General features: G+C 73.1%; 20 protein-coding genes. 9 read left to right on the plus strand and 11 right to left on the minus strand.

All coding sequences use genetic code 11. The features are described from left to right. Positions 1-71: 71 nt before the first annotated feature. Positions 72-533, plus strand: a complete 462-nt coding sequence (locus ABD978_RS23795) for a GNAT family N-acetyltransferase (protein ID WP_345358525.1) — start codon at positions 72-74, stop codon at positions 531-533. Between the two features lie 145 nt (positions 534-678). On the opposite strand, the gene ABD978_RS23800 is transcribed toward ABD978_RS23795, so the two are convergent. Together ABD978_RS23800 and ABD978_RS23805 are read right to left on the minus strand one after the other, a co-directional pair. Continuing rightward, entirely contained in the window at positions 679-1,437 is a 759-nt protein-coding gene (locus ABD978_RS23800) for an SDR family NAD(P)-dependent oxidoreductase (RefSeq protein ID WP_345358528.1), read from the minus strand. A 14-nt stretch (positions 1,438-1,451) separates the two neighbouring features. Next, positions 1,452-2,732, minus strand: a complete 1,281-nt coding sequence (locus tag ABD978_RS23805) for an MFS transporter (RefSeq protein WP_345358531.1) — start codon at positions 2,730-2,732, stop codon at positions 1,452-1,454. 191 nt (positions 2,733-2,923) lie between these two features. On the opposite strand from ABD978_RS23805, the gene ABD978_RS23810 reads away from it, so the two are divergent. Continuing rightward, complete coding sequence (locus ABD978_RS23810) at positions 2,924-4,024, plus strand: threonine aldolase family protein (RefSeq protein ID WP_345358534.1); 1,101 nt, start codon at positions 2,924-2,926, stop codon at positions 4,022-4,024. A 603-nt stretch (positions 4,025-4,627) separates the two neighbouring features. Here the strand turns inward: ABD978_RS23810 and ABD978_RS23815 are convergent. The 4 genes from ABD978_RS23815 to ABD978_RS23830 all read right to left on the minus strand — a co-directional run bounded on the left by ABD978_RS23815 (position 4,628) and on the right by ABD978_RS23830 (position 7,728). Then, the gene (locus tag ABD978_RS23815) at positions 4,628-5,551 is read right to left on the minus strand and encodes a bifunctional helix-turn-helix transcriptional regulator/GNAT family N-acetyltransferase (RefSeq protein WP_345358537.1); all 924 of its coding nucleotides are present in this window, start codon (positions 5,549-5,551) and stop codon (positions 4,628-4,630) included. Positions 5,552-5,668: 117 nt separating this feature from the next. Next, positions 5,669-5,989, minus strand: a complete 321-nt coding sequence (locus tag ABD978_RS23820) for a DUF3817 domain-containing protein (RefSeq protein WP_345358540.1) — start codon at positions 5,987-5,989, stop codon at positions 5,669-5,671. 40 nt (positions 5,990-6,029) lie between these two features. Continuing rightward, the gene (locus tag ABD978_RS23825; protein ID WP_345358543.1) at positions 6,030-6,383 is read right to left on the minus strand and encodes a hypothetical protein; all 354 of its coding nucleotides are present in this window, start codon (positions 6,381-6,383) and stop codon (positions 6,030-6,032) included. A gap of 67 nt (positions 6,384-6,450) precedes the next feature. Next, positions 6,451-7,728, minus strand: coding sequence for a citrate/2-methylcitrate synthase (locus ABD978_RS23830; RefSeq protein ID WP_345358546.1), 1,278 nt, complete (start codon positions 7,726-7,728; stop codon positions 6,451-6,453). Between the two features lie 124 nt (positions 7,729-7,852). Here ABD978_RS23830 and ABD978_RS23835 point away from each other — a divergent pair, with 124 nt between their 5' ends. After that, on the plus strand, positions 7,853-8,389 hold the full coding sequence (locus tag ABD978_RS23835; RefSeq protein ID WP_345358549.1) for a methylated-DNA--[protein]-cysteine S-methyltransferase: 537 nt from the start codon (positions 7,853-7,855) through the stop codon (positions 8,387-8,389). A gap of 67 nt (positions 8,390-8,456) precedes the next feature. On the opposite strand, the gene ABD978_RS23840 is transcribed toward ABD978_RS23835, so the two are convergent. Then, complete coding sequence (locus tag ABD978_RS23840) at positions 8,457-9,383, minus strand: oxidoreductase (protein WP_345358552.1); 927 nt, start codon at positions 9,381-9,383, stop codon at positions 8,457-8,459. Between the two features lie 198 nt (positions 9,384-9,581). Between ABD978_RS23840 and ABD978_RS23845 the strand changes: the two genes are divergently transcribed. Further along, a complete protein-coding gene (locus ABD978_RS23845) occupies positions 9,582-10,169 on the plus strand; it encodes a hypothetical protein (protein ID WP_345358555.1) in 588 nt (195 codons plus the stop codon). A 113-nt stretch (positions 10,170-10,282) separates the two neighbouring features. Here ABD978_RS23845 and ABD978_RS23850 read toward each other — a convergent pair whose 3' ends face one another. Next, complete coding sequence (locus ABD978_RS23850) at positions 10,283-10,738, minus strand: TIGR00725 family protein (protein WP_345358558.1); 456 nt, start codon at positions 10,736-10,738, stop codon at positions 10,283-10,285. Positions 10,739-10,743: 5 nt separating this feature from the next. After that, positions 10,744-11,229 (minus strand): glutathione peroxidase, encoded by a 486-nt coding sequence (locus ABD978_RS23855; RefSeq protein WP_345358561.1) that lies wholly within the window; start codon positions 11,227-11,229, stop codon positions 10,744-10,746. Between the two features lie 23 nt (positions 11,230-11,252). Here ABD978_RS23855 and ABD978_RS23860 point away from each other — a divergent pair, with 23 nt between their 5' ends. Next, the gene (locus ABD978_RS23860; protein ID WP_345358564.1) at positions 11,253-12,176 is read left to right on the plus strand and encodes a DUF72 domain-containing protein; all 924 of its coding nucleotides are present in this window, start codon (positions 11,253-11,255) and stop codon (positions 12,174-12,176) included. Here ABD978_RS23860 and ABD978_RS23865 read toward each other — a convergent pair. Further along, positions 12,138-12,296: a hypothetical protein gene (locus ABD978_RS23865; protein ID WP_345358567.1), complete on the minus strand. Its 159-nt coding sequence runs from the start codon at positions 12,294-12,296 to the stop codon at positions 12,138-12,140. The two genes, ABD978_RS23860 and ABD978_RS23865, sit on opposite strands and share 39 nt — an antisense overlap. 214 nt (positions 12,297-12,510) lie before the next feature. After that, entirely contained in the window at positions 12,511-13,551 is a 1,041-nt protein-coding gene (locus ABD978_RS23870) for an LCP family protein (protein WP_345358569.1), read from the minus strand. Between the two features lie 125 nt (positions 13,552-13,676). Between ABD978_RS23870 and ABD978_RS23875 the strand changes: the two genes are divergently transcribed. The 4 genes from ABD978_RS23875 (at position 13,677) to ABD978_RS23890 (ending at position 19,189) form a co-directional block, all read left to right on the plus strand. Beyond that, the gene (locus ABD978_RS23875) at positions 13,677-14,189 is read left to right on the plus strand and encodes a SigE family RNA polymerase sigma factor (RefSeq protein WP_345358572.1); all 513 of its coding nucleotides are present in this window, start codon (positions 13,677-13,679) and stop codon (positions 14,187-14,189) included. Continuing rightward, the gene (locus tag ABD978_RS23880) at positions 14,186-15,559 is read left to right on the plus strand and encodes a hypothetical protein (protein WP_345358574.1); all 1,374 of its coding nucleotides are present in this window, start codon (positions 14,186-14,188) and stop codon (positions 15,557-15,559) included. The genes ABD978_RS23875 and ABD978_RS23880 overlap by 4 nt, the downstream gene beginning before the upstream one ends. Positions 15,560-15,589: 30 nt before the next feature. After that, positions 15,590-15,853: a hypothetical protein gene (locus tag ABD978_RS23885; protein WP_345358577.1), complete on the plus strand. Its 264-nt coding sequence runs from the start codon at positions 15,590-15,592 to the stop codon at positions 15,851-15,853. 195 nt (positions 15,854-16,048) lie between these two features. After that, positions 16,049-19,189, plus strand: a complete 3,141-nt coding sequence (locus ABD978_RS23890) for an amidohydrolase family protein (RefSeq protein ID WP_345358580.1) — start codon at positions 16,049-16,051, stop codon at positions 19,187-19,189. The last annotated feature ends 29 nt before the right edge of the window (positions 19,190-19,218 follow it).

A 19,218-nucleotide genomic window follows, 5' to 3' on the forward strand; every position in this document is an offset into this window, starting at 1 on the left:
TGATGCCTCCTGCTCATGATGGGACGTCCCGGCCGGCCGTGCGGCCGCTGAGCCCCGAGGACCTCCCCTGGATGCGCGAACTATTCACCGAGCGGTGGGGAGGGGTCGTCTCCGTCAGCCGGGGCGTCGCGCACGACACGACCGCGCTGCCCGGCTTCGTCGCCCACCTCGATGGCGTACGGGCCGGGGTCGTCACGTACCGCCCCGACGGGCGGGAGCGCGAACTCGTCACCCTGGACTCCGTACGGCAGGGGACGGGCGTGGGCACCGCGCTGGTCGACGCCGTGGCCGAGGCGGCTCGCGCCGCGGACGCCGTACGGCTGTGGCTCGTCACGACCAATGACAACCTGCGGGCGCTGCGCTTCTACCAGCGGTACGGCTTCGACCTCGCCGTCCTGCACCGCGACGCCGTGGCACGGTCGCGAGCGCTGAAGCCGTCGATCCCGGCGACCGGCCTGGACGGCATCCCGATCCGTCATGAACTGGAGCTCGAACTCGACCTGCGCCGGGCCGGCTCCGCCACAGCGGGGTGAACCGGGGCCGGCGCGGTGGTCGCGGTCACGCACGGGCGGGTGACGGCCTCGCCCTACCGGCCGGCGCGTGCCCCGCCGTAGCGGGGCCCACGCGCCGGTCGGATCGGAGGTCTCCCGGGACGGACGGCGCGACCATGGGCTCCGGTCAGGCGCTGGCGCCGCCGTCGAGGACGAGGTCGTGGCCGACGGTGAAGCCCGCTTCGGGCGAGGCCAGCCAGAGGACCGCGGCGGCGGCCTCGGCGAGGGTGCCGGCCCGGCCGATCGGCAGCGCGTCCTTCAACCGTTCGGCGCGGTCGGCCTCGGTCTCGCCGGGCCGCAGGGACATCGAGGTCTCGATCGGACCGGGACTGATCGCGTTGATGCGGACGCCGTCGCCGATGTACTCCTTCGCCGCCGCGCGGGTCAGCGTGCTCACCGCGGCCTTCGAGGCCGCGTACGCGCCGAGGAACGGCAGCCGCAGATGGGCGCCCAGGTTGGACGCGGTGTTGACGATCACGCCACCGCCGTTGGCGCGCATGTGGGCGATCTCGTGTTTCATGCAGAGGAAGACGCCGGTCAGGTTGACGGCGAGCTGACGGTCCCAGGCGGCCTCGTCCAGGTCCGCGAGCGGCCCGGCCTCGAGAACGCCCGCGTTGTTGAACGCGATGTGCAGGCCGCCATGGCGTGCCACGGTGGTCCGGACGAGCCGGGCCACGTCCTCGGAGGAGGACACGTCGGTCGGCACCGCGTCCGCCCGGCCGCCTTCGTCCTCGATCAGTGCCACGGTCCGGTCGAGCGCCTCGGCGTTCCGCCCGGCGACCACGACGGTGGCGCCTTCGCGGGCGAACGCCAGCGCGGTCGCCCGGCCGATGCCGGAACCGCCGCCCGTGACGAGGGCCACCTTGCGGGTGAAACGTACGGACATTCCTTCTCCTTCTCTCATCGGGTACGGCGCGGCAGTGCCGCGCACACGGCAATGGCCACCAGCGCGGCCGCGGCGACGCGCAGGGCGAAGGCGTAGCCGCTCGAGGCGTCCGGGGAGTGGGCGGCGGCGACGGGGATCAGCACGGCGAGGCCGAGTGGCGGGCCGATCTCCATCGCCGTGTTGACCAGGCCGCCGGCCAGTCCGGTCCGGTCGTCCCCCACCCCGTGCAGCGCGGTCAGCAGGGCGGCGGAGAAGGTCATGCCGGCGCCGAGGGGGAAGACGAGGAGCCCGGCGTACGGCGCGTCGAGGAGGCTGAGCAGGCCGAGGCCGGTCGCCGCGACGGCCGGTCCCGCCGCCAGGACGCGGCGCTCCCCCAGCCGGGCGATGAGCCGTCCGGTGAGCGGGCCGGCGGCGAGGAGGGACGGGGTGGACAGCAGGAAGACCGCCGACGTCCGCAGCGGGGACAGGCCGCGTACCTGCTGGAGGTGAAGGGACAGCATGAAGAACGCCGTGGCCATCGCCGCGGCGCAGAGCGTGACGGCCGCCAGGGGCAGCAGGCGCCGGGCCACGAACGGCAGGGGTGTCAGCGGGACCGCGGCACGCCGCTCGGCCAGGGCGAACAGGACGATCAGCAGGACACCGCCGAGGGCGACCCGGCCGGAGCGCTGCAGGCCGTAGATCAGTGCGGCGAGGCCCGTCGTCGCGAGTACCGCGCCCGGCCAGTCGATCCGGTTCCCCCGGGCCGGCCGGTCGGCGGGGAACAGTCCCGGCGCCACGGCCACGGCGACGGCCGCGACGACCACCGGCGCCAGGAGCGCCCAGCGCCACGACACCCAGGTGATCACCACTCCGGACAGCACGGTGCCCGCGGTCGCCCCGGCGCTGCTCAGCACGCCCCAGACCGCCATCGCCCGGCCCCGTCGACGCGGGTCGGGGAACAGCGCGCCCGCCAGCGCCATCGCCGCCGGCGCCGTCAGCGCGGCGCCGGCCCCCTGGACGAACCGGGCGACCACCATGCTCCCCGCGTCCGGGGCCAGACCGGCCGCCGCCGAGCCGAGGCCGAAGACGGCCGCGCCGACGACGAAGATCCTCCTACGCCCGAACGAGTCCGCCAGCCGCCCGCCGGGCAGCAGCAGCCCGCCGAACGCCACACCGTACGCGGACGTGACCAGCACCGTTCCGGCGTCGTCCAGGTGCAGGTCCCGCCGCATGGCCGGCAGCGCCACCGTGATCACCGTGATCGCGGCGATGAGCGTGAGCTGGACGGCCCCGAGCAGAGCGAAAGCGATCTTCAATCTATTCGGATCGATCATTCTGCTTTCGAGCCCCGCGTCACCGACGACACGGAGTTCGATTGCCGCTGACAGTTCGCTGTCTCCAACCTCCTGCACAGCCGAAACCCTAGCCATATCTAGATCGAACGGTCAAATATCGACGAACGCTCGTCGACTGGTGGCCCGCCGGAGGGCTGTGCGACCATTCGCCGATGCCCGAGAACACGCGCCACCGCCGCCAGGCCGCGATGCGCGGCTGTGACCGGATCCTCTCCGGAGCCCGGCCGGCGACGATGCGGGAGTTGCTCGCCGCGATGCAGGCGGCCGAGGACCTGGACGCTCTGCCCGACCTCTACGACGGCGGGCCGGTGACGGCGCTGGAGGAGCGCGTCGCCGGGCTCCTGGGCACGGAGGCCGCGGTGTTCTTCCCGACCGGCACGATGGCCCAGCAGATCGCGCTGCGCTACGGCGCCGACCGGACGGGGAATCCGACGGTCGCGCTGCATCCCCTCGGTCATCAGGAACTGCACGAGCGGTACGCCTACTCCTGGGTGAGCGGCCTGCGCGCCGTCCGGCCGACCACCGCGCCGCGCAACCCGACGGCCGAGGAGATCGGCGCGCTCGCCGAGCCGGTCTCCACCGTCGTCGTCGAACTGCCGCTCCGCGACGCCGGCTTCGTGCTGCCGACCTGGGAGGAGCTGACCGCCGTTGCGGCGGCCGCCGCCGGCATCGGCGCGCGCCTGCACCTGGACGGGGCGCGGATCTGGGAGTCCGCGCCGTACCTCGGGCGCTCGTTCGCGGAGATCGCGGGCCTCGCCGACAGCACGTACGTCTCCTTCTACAAGACGCTGGGCGGGATCAGCGGCGCGGCGCTCGCGGGGAGCCGGGAGCTCGCCGCGTACGCGCGGGTATGGCGGCACCGCCACGGCGGTCAGCTGTTCCAGCAGTGGCCCGCCGCACTCACCGCGATGGCCGGCCTCGACCGCGAACTGCCGCGGGTCCCCGAGTACGTACGGCACGCGCGGACGGTCGCCGCCGCCCTGGCCGAGCTGCCCGGCGCGCGGGTGTTCCCCGAGCCGCCGCACACGCACCAGTTCCGGCTGTGGCTGCCGTACCCGGCCCGGGCGCTCGAGGACGCGGCGTTCGCGCTCGCCGAGGAGGAGAAGGTCTGGTTCGCCAGCGGGTGGCGCGACACGGAGGTCCCGGGCGTGGCGATGACCGAGATCACCGTCGCCGCCCCCGGCCTGGAGTGGACGGCGGCGGACGTCGCCGAGGTCGGCGCGCGCCTCATCGACCGGACCGCCGGCGCCTGACCCGGATCGCCGGACCCGGTCGACCGGGCCACCGGCGACCGGGTCGGACCGACGCACCCCTGGCCGCCGCAGCCCGACGACCGAGGGGACCGACGCACCCCCGGGAGGCCGGGCCACCGGCGACCGAGCGTGGTCGGCGGGCCGGTGACGTGATCTTTGCGCGGCGGGCCCGGCCGCAGATTTCTCGCTTGACCTGTGTTTACGCCCGCGTGGTCAATGGGTACTCACAGTAACGAGATCGCAACGGCACGTAATGGGAATCACGGGGGACACTCCGGGCCCCGCCCATCGTCTGCGATTCGAGGAGGGCCGGCATGACCGTACGACACCGGCGGGTGATTTCCCCCCACTCGTTCCGGGCGAGAGCGTGCGGCACCCGGCCCTCCAGATCCTCCGGCGCCGGTGCGGTACGCCCCCACGGCATCGGCGCCACACCGGCCGGGCCGGCGGTGTTCCCGAGTCTCACCGTCGGCCCGGCGCCCCGATCCGCCTGCACGGCACACGCGAAAGGAGTCCGGATGACCTGACGCCTGAAACCCTCTCGACTCGAACGGTCCCACTGGCCCGCGGCGGACCATACGACGCCGCGGGCCAGTGCCCTGTTCAGAGCTTCAGGCGCCAGGTCTGCTCCTTGAGCGGCGGCCCGAACTCGTCCGACGGCTCCTCCTCGACCAGTTCGAAACCGGCGCGCTCGTAGAGGCGGCGGGCCCCCGCGAGGACGTCGTGAGTCCAGAGCACGAGCTCCTCGTACCCCGACCGGCGGGCGAACCTGACGCACTCCTCCACGAGCCGGCCGCCCACGCCCCGGCCGCGCGCGAACGGCTCCACCAGGAGGAGGCGCAGGCGCGCGACGCGCTCGCTCTCCCGTACGCAGAAGATCGCCCCGGCGGGCCGGCCGTCGATCTCCGCGATCCACGCGTCGTCGCCCGGCCCGCGCCCCTCGCCGTAGTCGGCGACGACGCGGGCGACGAGCGTCTCGAAGGCCGCGTTGTACCCGTACTCGGCCGCGTACAGCGCTCCGTGCCGCTGGACGACCCAGCCGAGGTCGCCGGGACCGAGCGGGCGCAGCAGGTAGGAGTCGGGCCGGGGACTCTCGCTCAGCAGGCCCTCGATGGCGGCCATGGCGCCCAGCAGCCGGCGCTGCCCGTCCTCGGCGAGGCCGACCAGAATGCGCTCGATCTGGGCCGCCGACCGGGAGTCCAGCTCCTGGAACACGTCGCGGCCGCGGTCGGTGAGCCGGGCGAGCTGCCGCCGGGCGTCGTCCTCGGCGCGGCCACGGACGATCAGCCCGTCGGCCTCGAAGCGGGCCAGCATCCGGCTCAGGTACCCGGCGTCCAGGTCGAGGGACCGGCGCAGGTCGGCGACCTCGCGGGCCTCACCACGGGCCAGCTCGAAGATGACCCTGGCCTCGGTGAGCGAGTACGAGGTCTCGACCAGCCCCTCGTTCAGCACGCCGATGACCGAGGTGTAGAAGCGATTGAAAGCACGGACGGCGTCGATCCGGTCCGGCGGCACGGCACTCTTCATTGACCACCTCAAGCATTAAAGTTGACGCAGTCAAAGATAACGACGCGAGGCCGCACGGTCCAGAGGTGATCGTGGATCAGAGTCGCGCCGGCGCTCGGCGCCGGCGCGGTCCGCGGATCAGACCGTGGCGTCGGCGCTCGGGGCCGGGGCGGTCCGCTCGCGCAGCTCGGCGATCACGCGCCGCTCGACGTAGAAGGTCAGGAACGGGATGATCCCCGCCAGCACGACCAGCACCATCTTCCCCAGCGGCCAGCGGACCCGGCGGTACAGGTCGAAGGCGGTCAGGAGGTACAGCGGGTAGCAGATCATGCCGTGCGGGATGCCCACGGCGGTGGACAGCACGCCGTTGTGCGCGAACAGCTTCACCGGCACCGCGACGAAGCACAGCACGATCAGCAGCACGCCCGTCACGTACGCCATGACGCGATAGCGGGTCACCGCTCCTTGCAAGGGTCGTCCCTCCGTGAGGCCCGCGCCGTCAGGGGCGCGCCGCCTCGTCGTTCAGTCGGGCGAGGCGGCGGTTGTAGGCCGCCAGCTCCTCGTCGTCCTCGTCGTCGATGTCAGCGATCACGGGCGACGGCGCGGCTCCCGGCGGGGTCACCGTCCCGGGGTCGGCGTTCGTCTCGCCGCGCAGCTCGTCCCGCACCATCCGGACCCACATGGCGACCACGAAGATCGCGAACATCGGCCACTCGATGACGTACGCCCAGCTTTGCAGATTGCCGCCCTGGGCGCGCTCCAGCTGCCACCAGCCGGCCAGCATGAAGATGCCGATCAGCACGATGGCGATCGAGTGCAGCCCGAGCCAGCCGGGTCTGAAGAACCGTCGCACGTCTTGAGCGTACCCGCCCCCGCGCGGGATCCCGGTCCGGGTCCGCCTCAGGCGGCGACGGCCCTGATCACCGGCCGCGCGGCGGACCCGTGTAGATGGCGCGCGGGCGCAGCGGCGTGCCCCGGGCGTACTCCTCCAGCGCGTGCGCGAGCCAGCCGGCCGTACGGGCGACGGCGAAGATCGCCTCCCCCACTCCCCGGCCCATGCCCGTCGCCGCGCCGAGCGTCGCGAGCGCGAAGTCGATGTTCACGCCGGGCAGGCCGCGGCTCCGCGCCTCGGCCAGGACCGCCTCGGCGACGGCGAGCCGCTCGTGCCCCGGCGCGGCGGCGCGCACGAGGTCGAGCAGGCAGCCGGCCCGGCCGTCGCGGGCCTGGTAGACGACGCCGCCGAAGCCGGGGACGCGCTCGCCCCGGCGCAGGCGTTCGCCGATCACGCGGGCCGCGCGGCCGGGCGCCCCGATCTCGGCCAGCAGCGCCTCCGCGCCGAGCGAGGCGCCGCCGTGCAGGCCGCCCCCGGCCGCGCCCAGTCCGGCGGTCACCACGGCGTACGGATCGGCGCGGACCGAGGCGGCGACCCGGGCGGCGAGAGTGGAGGCGGCCAGTTCGTGGTCGGCCAGCAGCACGAGCGCGGCGTTCAGCGCCCGGATCGCCGGGGGCCGGGGCTCCGCCGAGGTGAGGCGCGGCCACAGCCGGGCCGCGATCGAGCTCTCCGCCGGCCGGTGGGCGACGATCGCCTCCGGCGGCCGGGGGGCGGCGGTCGCCTCCGGCGACTCTCCGCCGCCGGCGACCGCGGGAAGGGCGTCGACCATGCCGGCGATGAGCTGCCGGCCGACGGCGATGACGGCGGGCGGGTCGAGGACGAGTCGCAGCGGGTCGGCCGCAGCGAGGGCGGCGGCGATCACCTGGAGCCGGTCCAGGGGCAGTGTCTCCTCCGGGAGCCCCGACTGCGCCGCCCGCGCCACCGCGACCGCCTCCGGCCGCGACCGCCACCGAGGGCCGTCCGGCGCGGGGTCCGCGCCGGACCACAGCCACTCCGCGACGGCCTCGAAGGCGTGGGAGGAGGCCAGGCCGAGGGCGTCGCGTCCCCGGTAGTACGGACGGTCGTCGCCGAGCGCGGTGATCCGCGACTCGATCACCAGCTCGCTCGCGCCGGGCGGCCGTCGCGGCCGTCCTCGGCGGGCCAGCTCCTCGATCTCGGCCGGGTCGAACAGGCTGCGCCGCCCGTCCGGCGCGCGCCGCCGCCGCAGCACTCCCCGGCTGACATAGGCGTACAGCGTCGCCGGCTTCACGCCCAGGCGCTCGGCCGCCCGTGCCGCGTCGATCCACTCACCCGCCGCCTCCGTCACGACGTCACCGTAGTTGATCGGCCGTCAACATTGATCGACGCGCCGCGCCGGCCGGCGTCTCAACGGAGACGCGATGTCGGATTCTCGCGAGCGTCCGGTGCCCATCGGTTGATAGGAAAGGAGGATGGACGTCGCGATCGGAGCACTGGAGACGCCGCTGGGCCGGCTGGCCTTCGCCTGCACGGCGGAAGGCCTGTGCGGGCTGTCCTTCCGGGACACGCCCCGCGCCCGCGCGCTGCTGCGCGCGAGGCTGCCCCTCATCGACGCCCCGGCGCGGACGGATCCCGTGCGTGAGCAGCTGAGCGCCTACTTCGCGGACGGGCTGCGCGCGTTCGACCTGCCGATCGACTGGCGCCACACGTCCGGCGCCCAGCGCGAGGTGCTGGAGAAGCTGTACGCCGGCGTCGCCTACGGCGAGACCGTCACGTACGGAGGGCTGGCGGACCTCAGCGGCACCGGCGTGCCCGCGCGGGCCATCGGCTCGATCATGGGCTCCAACCCGATCCCGATCGTCGTGCCGTGCCACCGGGTCGTGGCCTCCGACGGTCTCGGCGGCTACAGCGGCGGCTCCGGCGTCGAGGTGAAGCGCTGGCTGCTCACCATGGAGGGCGCGATCCCCGCCACCCTCGACTGGGACCCCTCCGCCGGGCCGCTCTCCTAGGGTCTGCCCCAAAGTCGCCGCTCGCTACGGACGGGGGCTTTGAGACGGGCCCTGAGCCCGCAGCCCGTCACGCCGGTCGCGGCAGCGCGTCATAGGTGACGCCGGTGCGCTCCTCCGAGACCTCCCACAGCCGGCGGCCGAGCCCCGGGTCCTCGGCGCCGCGCAGGGTCGGCACCCGGCGCGGGGCGCCCCGGCTCTGTCCCGGCCCGCGCGGCCCGTAGCACTGCCCGCCGCGCACGTCCGAGGTGGTCGCCGCGTACAGCGTGGGCTGCGCGCCGGCGGCGTCGGACTGGGCGAAGAGCCTGTTGCCCAGGCCTTGGACGACCTCGCCGATCCGGCTGCCGGCCATCCGCGGCCCGGCCTGCTGCAGGTTCGTCGCGGCATAGCCCGGGTGGGCCGCGACGCTGACCAGCCTGCCGCCGGCCCGGCGGTCGAGCTCCTTGGCGAAGACCAGGTTGGCGAGCTTGGACCCGCAGTAGGCCGTCCACTTCCCGTAGCGGCGTTCGCCGTCGAGGTCGTCGAAGTCGATGCGCCCGAGCCAGTGCATCATGCTCGTGACGGTGACGACGCGCGCGCCGGGGCGGTCGAGCAGGGCGGGCAGCAGCAGGCCGGTCAGCGCGAAGTGACCCAGATGGTTCGTGCCGAACTGCAGCTCGAACCCGTCGGCGGTGGTTCGGCGCGGCAGGGCCATCACGCCCGCGTTGTTGATCAGCAGGTCGAGACCGTACGCCCCCTGCTCCTCGGCGAAGGCGCGGACGGACGCGAGATCGGCCAGGTCGAGGGACCCGAGCGCGACGTCGCACCCGGGAACGGCCGCCCGGACGCGGTCGAGCGCCGCCCGGCCCCGGTCGGCGCTCCGGCAGGCGAGGACCACGGTCGCTCCGTGCCGCGCCAGCCCCAGCGCGGTCCGCAGGCCGAGCCCACTGTTCGCGCCCGTCACGATGGCACGTGTCCCGGTGAGGTCCGAGATGTCATCGGTGGTCCACTTGGCCATGTCCGCACCTCCACTGGCCGCCCATACTAGAACGCGTTTCGGTTCCCTTGAACGGGAACGCGGCGCCGTGCCCGTCCGGCGAGCCGGCCCCGTCCGGGGCCGCCGCCGCCCGTTCCGGGACGCTCGGCCCGCTGTCCGTTCCGCGACGCTCGGCCCGGCGTCCGTTTGACGGCGGCCGACCGGGTCGATAATTGGATCATGCCGTCGCAGGTCATCGTCCCGCACCGGCCCGGCCCGCTCATCGACCCGCCGGTGGCGGCGGACGGCCCCGGCCCGGCCGAAGACCAGGAGATGGGGATGGGAATCCCCGAGGTGGTGCTCGCGGCGAGCGGTGCCGTCCTGTTCGTCGCCGTCCTCGCGGTCGGCCTCCCCGCCTGGCTGAGCGTCGTGGCCGTCGCCGGTCTCGCACTCGGACTCGCGCTGCCCGCCCAGGCGGCGACGCTGCGCGCGGTGCGCCGACGCCGGCTCCGGCGGCACGCGAAGGCCCTCGATCGCGGCATTCCCCTGGACGTGTCCCATTCCTCGGTGCGCCGTCTCGTCACCGCGTACGACCGGCTGCGGCGCACCGCGGGGCCCGGCATGGCGGTGGACGCCGGCCATCTCGCGCTCGTCGAGGTCGCGATGCTGCTGGGCGGCCGCGCGCCACGCGAGGAGGAGGTCGACTACGTCCTGCGCCGGGCCGAGGCGGTGTCCGCGCTGGCCGACCGGCTCGCCCACGGGCCGGTCCCGCCGATCGAGCTCGCCGGTCCGGACTCGGTCGCCCGCATCGAGGCGCTGCTGTCCTGAGGCGCCGGGGTCTCCCGCCGGACGGGGAGGCGCCGCCGTCCTGCTCCGGAGCCTCCCGGTCGCTCGCCCGACGGCGAGGCGTGCCGCCCCGAGACCCCGGGGCCTTCCGCCGCTCAGCCGATGGCGAGGCGGACGGCCTCCGCAGGGCCGGCGGCCCGCCTGATGCCCGGCAGTGGCTCGCCGCGCTCGTCCAGGACCTGCCAGCCGCCCAGCTGCACGACCGGGACGTCGCCCCGGCGCATGGCCAGGGCCAGCTCGGACAGAGTTCCCCAGGAACCGCCGACGACGATGACCGCGTCGGCGGAGGCCACGAGCACGGCGTTGCGCGCCTCGCCCAGCCCGGTGGCGATCGCCGCGCTCAGGCCCGCCGTGGCGCCCTCCCGGTCGGGCCGGGACAGGACGCCGACCACCAGGCCGCCGGCGGACCGGGCGCCCTCCGCCACCGCCGCCATGACGCCGGTGTACCCGCCGCACAGCACGACGGCGCCGCGCTCGGCCAGCAGCCTGCCGACCTCGTGCGCGGCGTCGCGCTCCGCGGCGGTGCAGTCGCGGGGACCGCACACGGCCACCTGGATCAGGACAGGGAGCTCTCGATCGCTCCGACGACCTCGTCGGTGTCCGGCTCCATGCGCGGGTCGAACCGCGCCACGACCGCGCCGTCCGGGCCGATGAGGAACTTCTCGAAGTTCCACCGGATGTCGCCGGTGTACCCGCTCGCGTCCGGAACGGTGACGAGCGCGGCGTACAGCGGGTGCCGGTGCTCGCCGTTCACGTCGACCTTCTCGGTGAGCGGGAAGTCGACGCCGTACGTCGTCGAGCAGAACTCGGCGATCTCCTCCGGGCTTCCGGGCTCCTGACCGGCGAACTGGTTGCAGGGCACGCCCAGCACGGTGAACCCGCGGCCGGCGTAGGTCTGCTGCAGTCGCTGAAGTCCCTCGTACTGCGGGGTCAGGCCGCACTTGGAGGCGACGTTGACGATCAGCACGCTCTTCCCGCGGTACTGACCGAGGTCCGCGGGGCCGCCCTCCAGGCGGTCGATGTCCACATCATAGATCGACACGACCCGAATCCTAGTCTGGAAGCATGGGTGAGCTCCTGGTCGGCACGGCGTCGTGGACGGACAAGACCCTCCTGGCGAGCGGCTGGTACCCGCCGGACGTGAAGACGGCCGAGGATCGCCTGAAGTACTACGCCTCCCGGTTTCCGCTGGTCGAGGTCGACTCCACGTACTACTCGCCCCCGGCCGAGCGTACGGTCGGCTACTGGCGGGACCGTACACCGGCGGACTTCACGTTCAACGTGAAGGCGTTCTCGCTGCTCACCCAGCATCCGACCCGCCCGGACGCGCTCTACAAGGAGCTGCGGGAGCGGGTGCCGGACAAGAGGTCGCTGTACCTGCGGGACGTCCCCGGCGACGTGGTGGAGGAGGTCTGGCAGCGGTTCCTCGACGCGCTGTGGCCGCTGCACGAGGCCGGCCGGCTCGGCGCGCTGCTGTTCCAGTTCCCCCAGTGGTTCCCGATCGGCCGGGCGAACAAGGAGTACATCCTGCAGGTGAAGCGCAGATGCGAGCCGATGCGCGTCTGCGTGGAGTTCCGCAACCGGACGTGGATGAGCGAGGACGACCAGGAGGAGACCCTCGACTTCCTGCGCCGGTACGACGTGCCGTACGTCAGCGTGGACATGCCGCAGGGACACCCGAGCTCGATCCCGCCGGTGCTGGCCGCGACGTCCGACCTGGCCGTCGTCCGCTTCCACGGCCATTCGGACAAGTGGACCAGCAAGAACATCTATGAGCGCTTCGGCTACCTGTACTCGGAGCGGGAACTGAAGGAGTGGGCGCCGAAGGTGCGGCGCCTGGCCGAGGACGCCGACACGACGCATGTTCTCCTGAACAACTGTTATCGAGACTACGCACAGCGCAACGCGGCCCAGTTGGCCGCGCTGCTCGTGGCGTCCCCGGGACAGGGCTCAGCGGTTAGGCAGGTCGCTGACGAAGGTGGACAGTGAGTTGGCCGCGCCACTGATGCCGCCCAGCGCCCCGTGCACGACGTTCGCCGCGCTGTGCGGCCGGCTGATGAGGTAGAACGCCAGGAACGCCAGGCCCCCCCACTTGAAGGCTTTCTTCATCGCGAGTCACTCCTCGTATCGAGTGAGATACAAGGAGTAACTTCCCAGCTATGGCGTCGGTCAGCAGCGGCTGCCCGCAAAGCGGTGTCCTCAAACGGCAAAAGTTTCCGGCGAGGACCCGACCCGCCCGGCGCCGAGCCTCCTCGGCGCCGGGCGGCGGCGCGCCACGGGCGCCGCCCGGCCGGTCGGTCCGCTGCCCGGCCGGGACGGTGGACTAGCGGGTGCCGAAGCTCCTCGGCACCGGCTGGTCCTCGCGCAGGTCACGGAACAGGGTGCCGGCCCGCGCGGTGTCCCAGGTGATGTACTCCCCGACGCCGGCCGCGGAGCCGGTGCCGCCGATCGGGACCGTAGTGGTCAGGCCGTCGCCCTGGGTGACCCCGCGCATGGCCCAGGCGAAGCCCGCCAGGTTGTAGAGGTGGTCGTCCTGGTCGACCGCGAAGTTGTCGGTGGAGCGCAGCGCGAACGGGATGATCCGGAAGGGGTTCAGGAGCACACTGGGGCTGGTCGCCTTGTGCACCAGTGCCGCGAGGAACTTGCGCTGGTTCTCGACCCGCTCCAGGTCGGCGCGGGCGAACGCGCGGCTGCGGACGAATCCCAGGGCCTGGCCGCCCTTGAGCGTCTGGCAGCCCGGCTTGAGGTCGATTCCGGCCTTGGGGTCCTTCATCCGCTCGGGAATGCACATCTTCACCCCGCCGACCGCGTCGGTCATTCCGACGAACCCGGCGAAGCCGATCTCGGCGTAGTGGTCGATGTGAATCTTGGTCGCCTGCTCGACCGTGCGGACGAGGAGTTTCGGCCCGCCGAAGGCGAAGGCGGCGTTGAGCTTGTTCGGGCTGTGGCCGGGGATCGGGACGTACGAGTCGCGGGGCAGGCTCACCAGCGTCGTGCCGTGGTCGCCGATGTGCAGCAGCATCATCGTATCCGTCCGGCGCCCCGCCGCCTTGCCGGTCGAGAACTCCTTGCGCTGCGCCGACGACAGTCCCTCACGGCTGTCGGAGCCGACGATGAGCCAGTTGGTGCCCGGCGTGTCCCCCGGGCGTCCGGCGTAGTCCTCGAAGACGTCGATGCGGTGCAGCCGCGAGTCGAGGTAGAAGTAGGAGCCCACGAGCAGCAGCAGGAGAACGAGGAAGGCGATCAGCAGGCGACGCCCCCAGCGAGGCCGCCGTCGCGGCCGCACGCCGTCTCGGTCATGCGATCCCGGGGCGTCGGCGTACGGTGACGCGCCGACCCCTCCGTACTCGGGCCGATTACTCATGGTGGCCACGTTAGAGGGCTGAAACGGGTGCTCGCGTCACCTTCCCGGATGATTCACCCGCCGCGGATCATCATTCTTCCGAGTGCGGTTCAACCTTTCCGCGTCCGCATGCTGTCGGAGGTGGTGTGAACGCGGAAGCCGAAGAGCAGTTCCGGGAGTTCGTCACCGCACGATGGCACGCCCTCATGCGGACGGCGTACCTGCTGACGGGCGACCACGGGCAGGCCGAGGACCTGGTGCAGACGGCACTGGTCCGGACCCATCGCCACTGGACGCTGATCCGGCGATCCGACGCCCCCGAGGTGTACGTGCGGCGGATCCTGGTCAACCTCAACCACAGCCGATGGCGCCGGAAGAGGGTCACCGAGCAGGTGACCGACGTCCTGCCGGAGCCGGCCACCGCCGACGCGCTCGCCGCCTATGACATACGGGACGAACTGTGGTCGGCGGTCCTGACTCTGCCGCCCCGGATGCGCTCCGTTCTCGTGCTGCGCTACTTCGAGGACCTGCCGGAGGCGGAGGTCGCCCGGCTCCTGGGCTGCTCCCTGGGCACGGTGAAGAGCCAGACCTCGCGCGGCCTGGACCGGTTGCGCGTCGCGTTGGAACGCGAACCCGAGACCGCGCGGAGGAACCGATGAGCATGAACCTGGAAGACGAACTGCGGGCGACGTTCGCCGCCCGCGCCGAGAGCGTCCCCACCGGCCCCGACCCCTATCCGGCCACCGCGCGCCGCGTCGCCCGCGCCCGCCGGCGCCGCCGGGCCGTGGCGGCGGGGGCGCTGGCGGTGAGCGCCGTCCTGCTGGTCGGCGCGCCCGCCGGGATCCGACAGCTCGCCGATCGCCCCGGTCCGGCCTCGGGACGGCACGCCGACGCGCTGAGCTGGCCGCTGCGCGGCTCGCTCGCCGGCGACAAGGCGTTCCTGGGGACGCTCAGCGAGGAGGCTCTGCGCCGTCAGCGCTGGGGCGACATGGTGCACATCCTCTACGCACAGGACGACGGACGGCACCGCGTCGCCGTGGTCGTCACCGTACGGGGACGGTCGGCGCGGGGCTCCGTGTGGCATGGCCCCTCGGGCGCCGAGCCGCGCGCCATGAAGGACGACAGCCTCTTCGCGGACGACAGTGTGCCCCTGGATCCCGAGCCGATGGTCTGGTACGCCGGGGGTACGGGCCCGCTCTTGGTCCTCGGCCCGCCGGCGATGACGGACGTCAAGGTCTCACCGGCCATCGCCCAACGCGGGGACGGTACCGCGTACCGCGTCGTGCGCACGGTCCACGCGGACCGCGGTGCCGTGCTGACCGACGTTCCCGGGGTGCGCCCGTGGCAGCTCGCGGTCGAATTCCGCATCGGCGGCCGGTACGGCCCCGCGCAGCAGGTGCCCTACACGACGGACTCGGAGAACTCCTCCGCCTACTGGCCCGCGGTCGGCAGGGCCGCCGCCAAGGCGACCGGTCACGTCGACGCGGAGCAGGCCCGCGGACTCCTGGACGGGACGGCCGGCTACTTCGGGCTGGTCGGCGAGCGGCTCACCTACCGGTTCTGGTGGGGTGATCGGCTGCCCGGCGGCGTCGACGCCCTCGTCGCGACAGTGAGGGTCCCGTCCGGACCCGAGATCCGCGTCGTCCAGGACACCTACACCGAGAAGGACGGCAGCACCAGCCAGGATCGGTACGCGGTGCGGATGCGCGCCGACGCCGACGCCCGGCGCCCGATCGGCTGGGTCACGACCGCGGCCCAGAACTTCCCCGAGGAGGAGGAGCACGCGACGGGTGCGGTGTACGTCCCGGATGGCCCGGGAGTCCGCGTGGAGTTGTGGAACCACGGGACGATGGTGACGGCGGCTCGGATCGGCGCGACCGGCCTCGCGGTGTTCCAGACCCGGCTCCCGGCGGCCGAGCTGGGCGGCTGCGAGTACCGCGTCCTCGACGGCAAGGGCAAGATCGTCGCCAAGGCCCGGCTCGGCCTGCCGGACCTGGGGACCGTCCTCGGCTGGAACCTCAAATGGTGACGCGGTGCCGGGGCGTGGTCGAATAGGGACATGGCGGAAGAGCTGGAGACGCTGTCGACCAAGGAACTGCACGACCGGGCCATCGAGCGCGCGGTGAAGCATCTCGACGTGGGGTTCCTGTGGCGGCTGCTGAAGGCGATCCCCGCGGCCGAGGCGGCCGCGGGTCACCCGGACCAGGCCGAGGCGGACGTCTCCCACCTGTCCGCGATCCTCAACGAGTTCGTGCACGCGGGCGGTGGCGACGTCGCCGAGGCCCTGCGTCCCCTCTACCTCGAGTACCTCAGCCGCTCCTAGTCCTGACCTCGGCCCTGACCGAAGGCTGACCGAATCCGGACACACGGGCTGCATGTGGTCCACATCGCAATTAGCGTCCTTTCCGAAACCTGAGTGACGCGGCGACAGAAGAGCGACCACAGCGGCCGGTGCGCGTGAGGTTCTCGCGCCCGATGCCGGCGTTCGGGCAGGGAGCTGCCCGGGATGGGAGCCCCCATGACGGGCATCGGACGGCGGGATCTCCTGACGGGCGCGGCGGGTGCCGCGGCGGTCGCGGGCATCGGAGTCGGCGCGGCGCCCCCCGCCGAGGGCGCCGCTCCGTCACGGGCACCAGCGGAGGAGCCGTCCGGACGTCCGACGGGCCGCGCCGTACGGCTGCGCGAGGGCACGGATCTGGCCGCCCAGGTCTCGCCCGACGGACGGACCATCGCGATCGACCTCGTCGGTGTGCTGTGGACCCTGCCGATCTCCGGTGGCCCCGCGCGCCGGCTGACCGACGACCTGTTCGACATCGCGCAGCCCGAGTGGTCGCCCGACGGGCGGCGGCTCACCTTCCAGGCGTACCGCGACGGCGTGTTCGACGTGTGGGTGATCGACGCCGACGGATCGAACCCGCGCCGCCTGACCGAGGGACCGTACGACCACCGTGAGCCGCGGTTCTCCCCCGACGGCACCCGGATCGCCTTCTCGTCGGACCTGTCCGGCAGCTACGGCATCCACACGCTGCGCCTGGACACGGGCGTCATCAGCCCGGTGACCGACTCGGCGGCCGAGGAGTACGAGCCGGCGTGGTCGCCGGACGGCGCCCGCATCGCCTTCGTGGTCGCGAACACCCGCATCGACGTCGTCGAGGTGGCGACCGGCGCGCGCCGTACCGCCGTGACGGTGCCGGCGGACCAGGTGATCCATGGCCCGGCCTGGACACCCGACGGTCAGGACCTCGTCTACACCCTCGTCGGGGCCGGCCGCAGCGAGCTGTGGCGCTCGGGGCGCGCGCTGGTGACCGGCGAGGAGGTCTTCCCCTTCCGCGTGTCATGGTCGTCGGCGAAGGAGTTCGTCTACACGGCGGACGGCCGGATCCGCCGCCGATCGCTCACGGGCGGCCCGCCGCGCGACATCGGCTTCACGGCGCCGGTCACCGTCGTCGCCCCGTCCTACCGCAGGCGCAGGCGCGACTTCGACTCCACGGCGCCGAAGCCCGTCATGGGCATCGGCAGCCCGGTTTTGTCCCCCGACGGCGGACAGGTGGCGTTCCGGGCGCTCAACGACATCTACACGATGAGGATCGGGCAGGCACCGCGACCGCTCACCCGTGACCACTGGTGGAAGTGCGACCCGGCCTGGTCGCCCGACGGCCGTCACCTGTCCTACTCCACGGACCGTGGCGGCAAGCTCGACATCTGGATCCGCGACCTGCGCACCGGGCAGGACCGCCGGCTCACGAACCTGCCGGGCGCCGCGGCCCTCTCCGGAACCTGGTCCCATGACGGGTCGCACCTGGCGTTCCTCGACCAGACCGGGGCGCTCTACACCGTCGAGGTGTCGTCCGGGGACGTCCAGCGCGTCTACCCGGCGACGTTCGAGCCCGGCCGCCCCACCTGGTCCCCCGACGGGAACGTCATCGCCCTGGCGGCGATCAAGCCGTACTCGGCGCGATACCGCGAGGGCCTGAGCAAGATCCTCCTCGTCGACCGCCGTACGGGGGCCGGCACCTATGTCGATCCGCTGCCCGACCGCTCGATCCAGACGCGCGGGGACGACGGGCCGGTGTGGTCGCCCGACGGCACGAAAATGGCGTTCGTCGTGGCCAGCGTGCTCTGGGTGGTCGACGTCCACGCCGACGGCACGCCGGCGGGGCCGCCCCGGCAGGTGACGGAGGAGGTCACCGACGCCGTGAGCTGGAGCGGCGACTCGTCCGAGCTGCTGTACCTGGGCAACGGCCGCCTCCGCATCGTCTCCGCGGACGGCCGCCGCACCCGTACCATCCCCGCCCCGCTGACCTGGACGAACACCCGGCCACGTGGCCGCACCGTCGTACGCGCCGGCCGGATGTGGGACGGCAGCGCGCGGTGGCTGCGGCACGACGTGGACATCGTGGTCGAGGGCCACCGCATCGTCGCCGTCGAGGCGCGCGGGCACGGTCACGGCGACCGGATCCTCGACGCCGGGGCCTCCGTGGTCATCCCCGGGCTGGTCGACATGCACAACCACCGGGAGATGCAGGGCTACGCGTACGGCGACCGCCAGGGCCGGCTCTGGCTCTCGCTGGGCGTCACGACGACCCGCTCGCCGGGCAGCCCGGCGTACCACATGGTCGAGGCCCGGGAGTCGTTCCAGTCCGGCGCCCGCGTCGCGCCCCGGTACTTCGCCACCGGCGAGGCGGTCGACGGGCCGCGCGTCTTCTACAACTTCATGCGCCCGACCTTCGACGCCCGCCAGCTCGCCCGCGAACTCGAACGCGCGGGTGCGCTCGACTACGACCTCATGAAGGCGTACGTACGGCTGCCGGCCGCATGGCAGCGGGAGGTGATCGAGTGGGCGCACCGGCACGGCGTCCCCGCCACCTCGCACTACCACTATCCGGCGTTCGCGTTCGGCGGGGACGGCATGGAGCACGTCGGCGCCACGAACCGGCTGGGCTACTCCCGTACGGTCACCGCGCTCGGCACCGGATACGACGACGTCATCGACATCTTCAACGCCTCGGGCGCGGCCCGGACGCCGACGCTGTTCGGAGCCGTGACACTCCTCCGGGAGGACACCTCGCTCGTCACCGACCGCCGGGTGACGACGCTCTACCCGGCGTGGGAGTACGCCTCGCTGCAGGCGACGGCGACGACGGCCAGGACCACCGACCAGACCGTCACCCGGCAGAACCTCGCCCGTCAGGTCGCGCAGGTCGCCGCCATGATCCGGGGCGGCGGACGGGTCATCACCGGTACGGACTCCCCCATCGCCAACACCGCCGTCAGCACCCACCTGAACCTCCGGGCCATGGTGAAGTACGGCCTCACCCCGTACGAGGCGCTGACCACCGCGACGCGGACGCCCGGCGAGGTCCTCGGGGAGCCCCTCGGGCAGATCAAGCCCGGGATGTACGCCGACCTGGTCCTCCTGGGCGGTGACCCGCTGGAGGACATCACACGGGTCGCCGACGTCCGGCAGGTGATGGTCAACGGGGAGGCGCACACCGTCGACGAGCTGCTCGCCCCGTTCGCGACCGCGGAGCGCGCGGCGGCCGCTCCGGTGGGACGGATGCTGCCGCCCGTCCCCGAGCATCCGTCCAACCGGCGGTACTGGTGGCACGACCCGCACTACCTGGAGGAGAGCAAGCGGTCCTGCTGCGTGGATTCCTGACCGATCCGGGGGCCGGCGCGTCAGCGGTA

It is taken from the genome of Actinoallomurus liliacearum (assembly GCF_039542035.1).
GTDB classification, from domain to species: Bacteria; Actinomycetota; Actinomycetes; order Streptosporangiales; family Streptosporangiaceae; genus Actinoallomurus; species Actinoallomurus liliacearum.

Excerpts from the sequence above, each read along its gene's own strand:
- ABD978_RS23860 (WP_345358564.1), top strand. The coding sequence starts at position 11,253 with ATGGGTGAGCTCCTGGTCGGCACGGCGTCGTGGACGGACAAGACCCTC.
- ABD978_RS23840 (WP_345358552.1), bottom strand. The coding sequence starts at position 9,383 with ATGGCCAAGTGGACCACCGATGACATCTCGGACCTCACCGGGACACGT.
- ABD978_RS23870 (WP_345358569.1), bottom strand. The coding sequence starts at position 13,551 with ATGAGTAATCGGCCCGAGTACGGAGGGGTCGGCGCGTCACCGTACGCC.
- ABD978_RS23810 (WP_345358534.1), top strand. The coding sequence starts at position 2,924 with ATGCCCGAGAACACGCGCCACCGCCGCCAGGCCGCGATGCGCGGCTGT.
- ABD978_RS23865 (WP_345358567.1), bottom strand. The coding sequence starts at position 12,296 with ATGAAGAAAGCCTTCAAGTGGGGGGGCCTGGCGTTCCTGGCGTTCTAC.
- ABD978_RS23795 (WP_345358525.1), top strand. The coding sequence starts at position 72 with ATGCGCGAACTATTCACCGAGCGGTGGGGAGGGGTCGTCTCCGTCAGC.
- ABD978_RS23800 (WP_345358528.1), bottom strand. The coding sequence starts at position 1,437 with ATGTCCGTACGTTTCACCCGCAAGGTGGCCCTCGTCACGGGCGGCGGT.
- ABD978_RS23835 (WP_345358549.1), top strand. The coding sequence starts at position 7,853 with ATGGACGTCGCGATCGGAGCACTGGAGACGCCGCTGGGCCGGCTGGCC.
- ABD978_RS23885 (WP_345358577.1), top strand. The coding sequence starts at position 15,590 with ATGGCGGAAGAGCTGGAGACGCTGTCGACCAAGGAACTGCACGACCGG.
- ABD978_RS23890 (WP_345358580.1), top strand. The coding sequence starts at position 16,049 with ATGACGGGCATCGGACGGCGGGATCTCCTGACGGGCGCGGCGGGTGCC.
- ABD978_RS23815 (WP_345358537.1), bottom strand. The coding sequence starts at position 5,551 with ATGAAGAGTGCCGTGCCGCCGGACCGGATCGACGCCGTCCGTGCTTTC.
- ABD978_RS23845 (WP_345358555.1), top strand. The coding sequence starts at position 9,582 with ATGCCGTCGCAGGTCATCGTCCCGCACCGGCCCGGCCCGCTCATCGAC.
- ABD978_RS23880 (WP_345358574.1), top strand. The coding sequence starts at position 14,186 with ATGAGCATGAACCTGGAAGACGAACTGCGGGCGACGTTCGCCGCCCGC.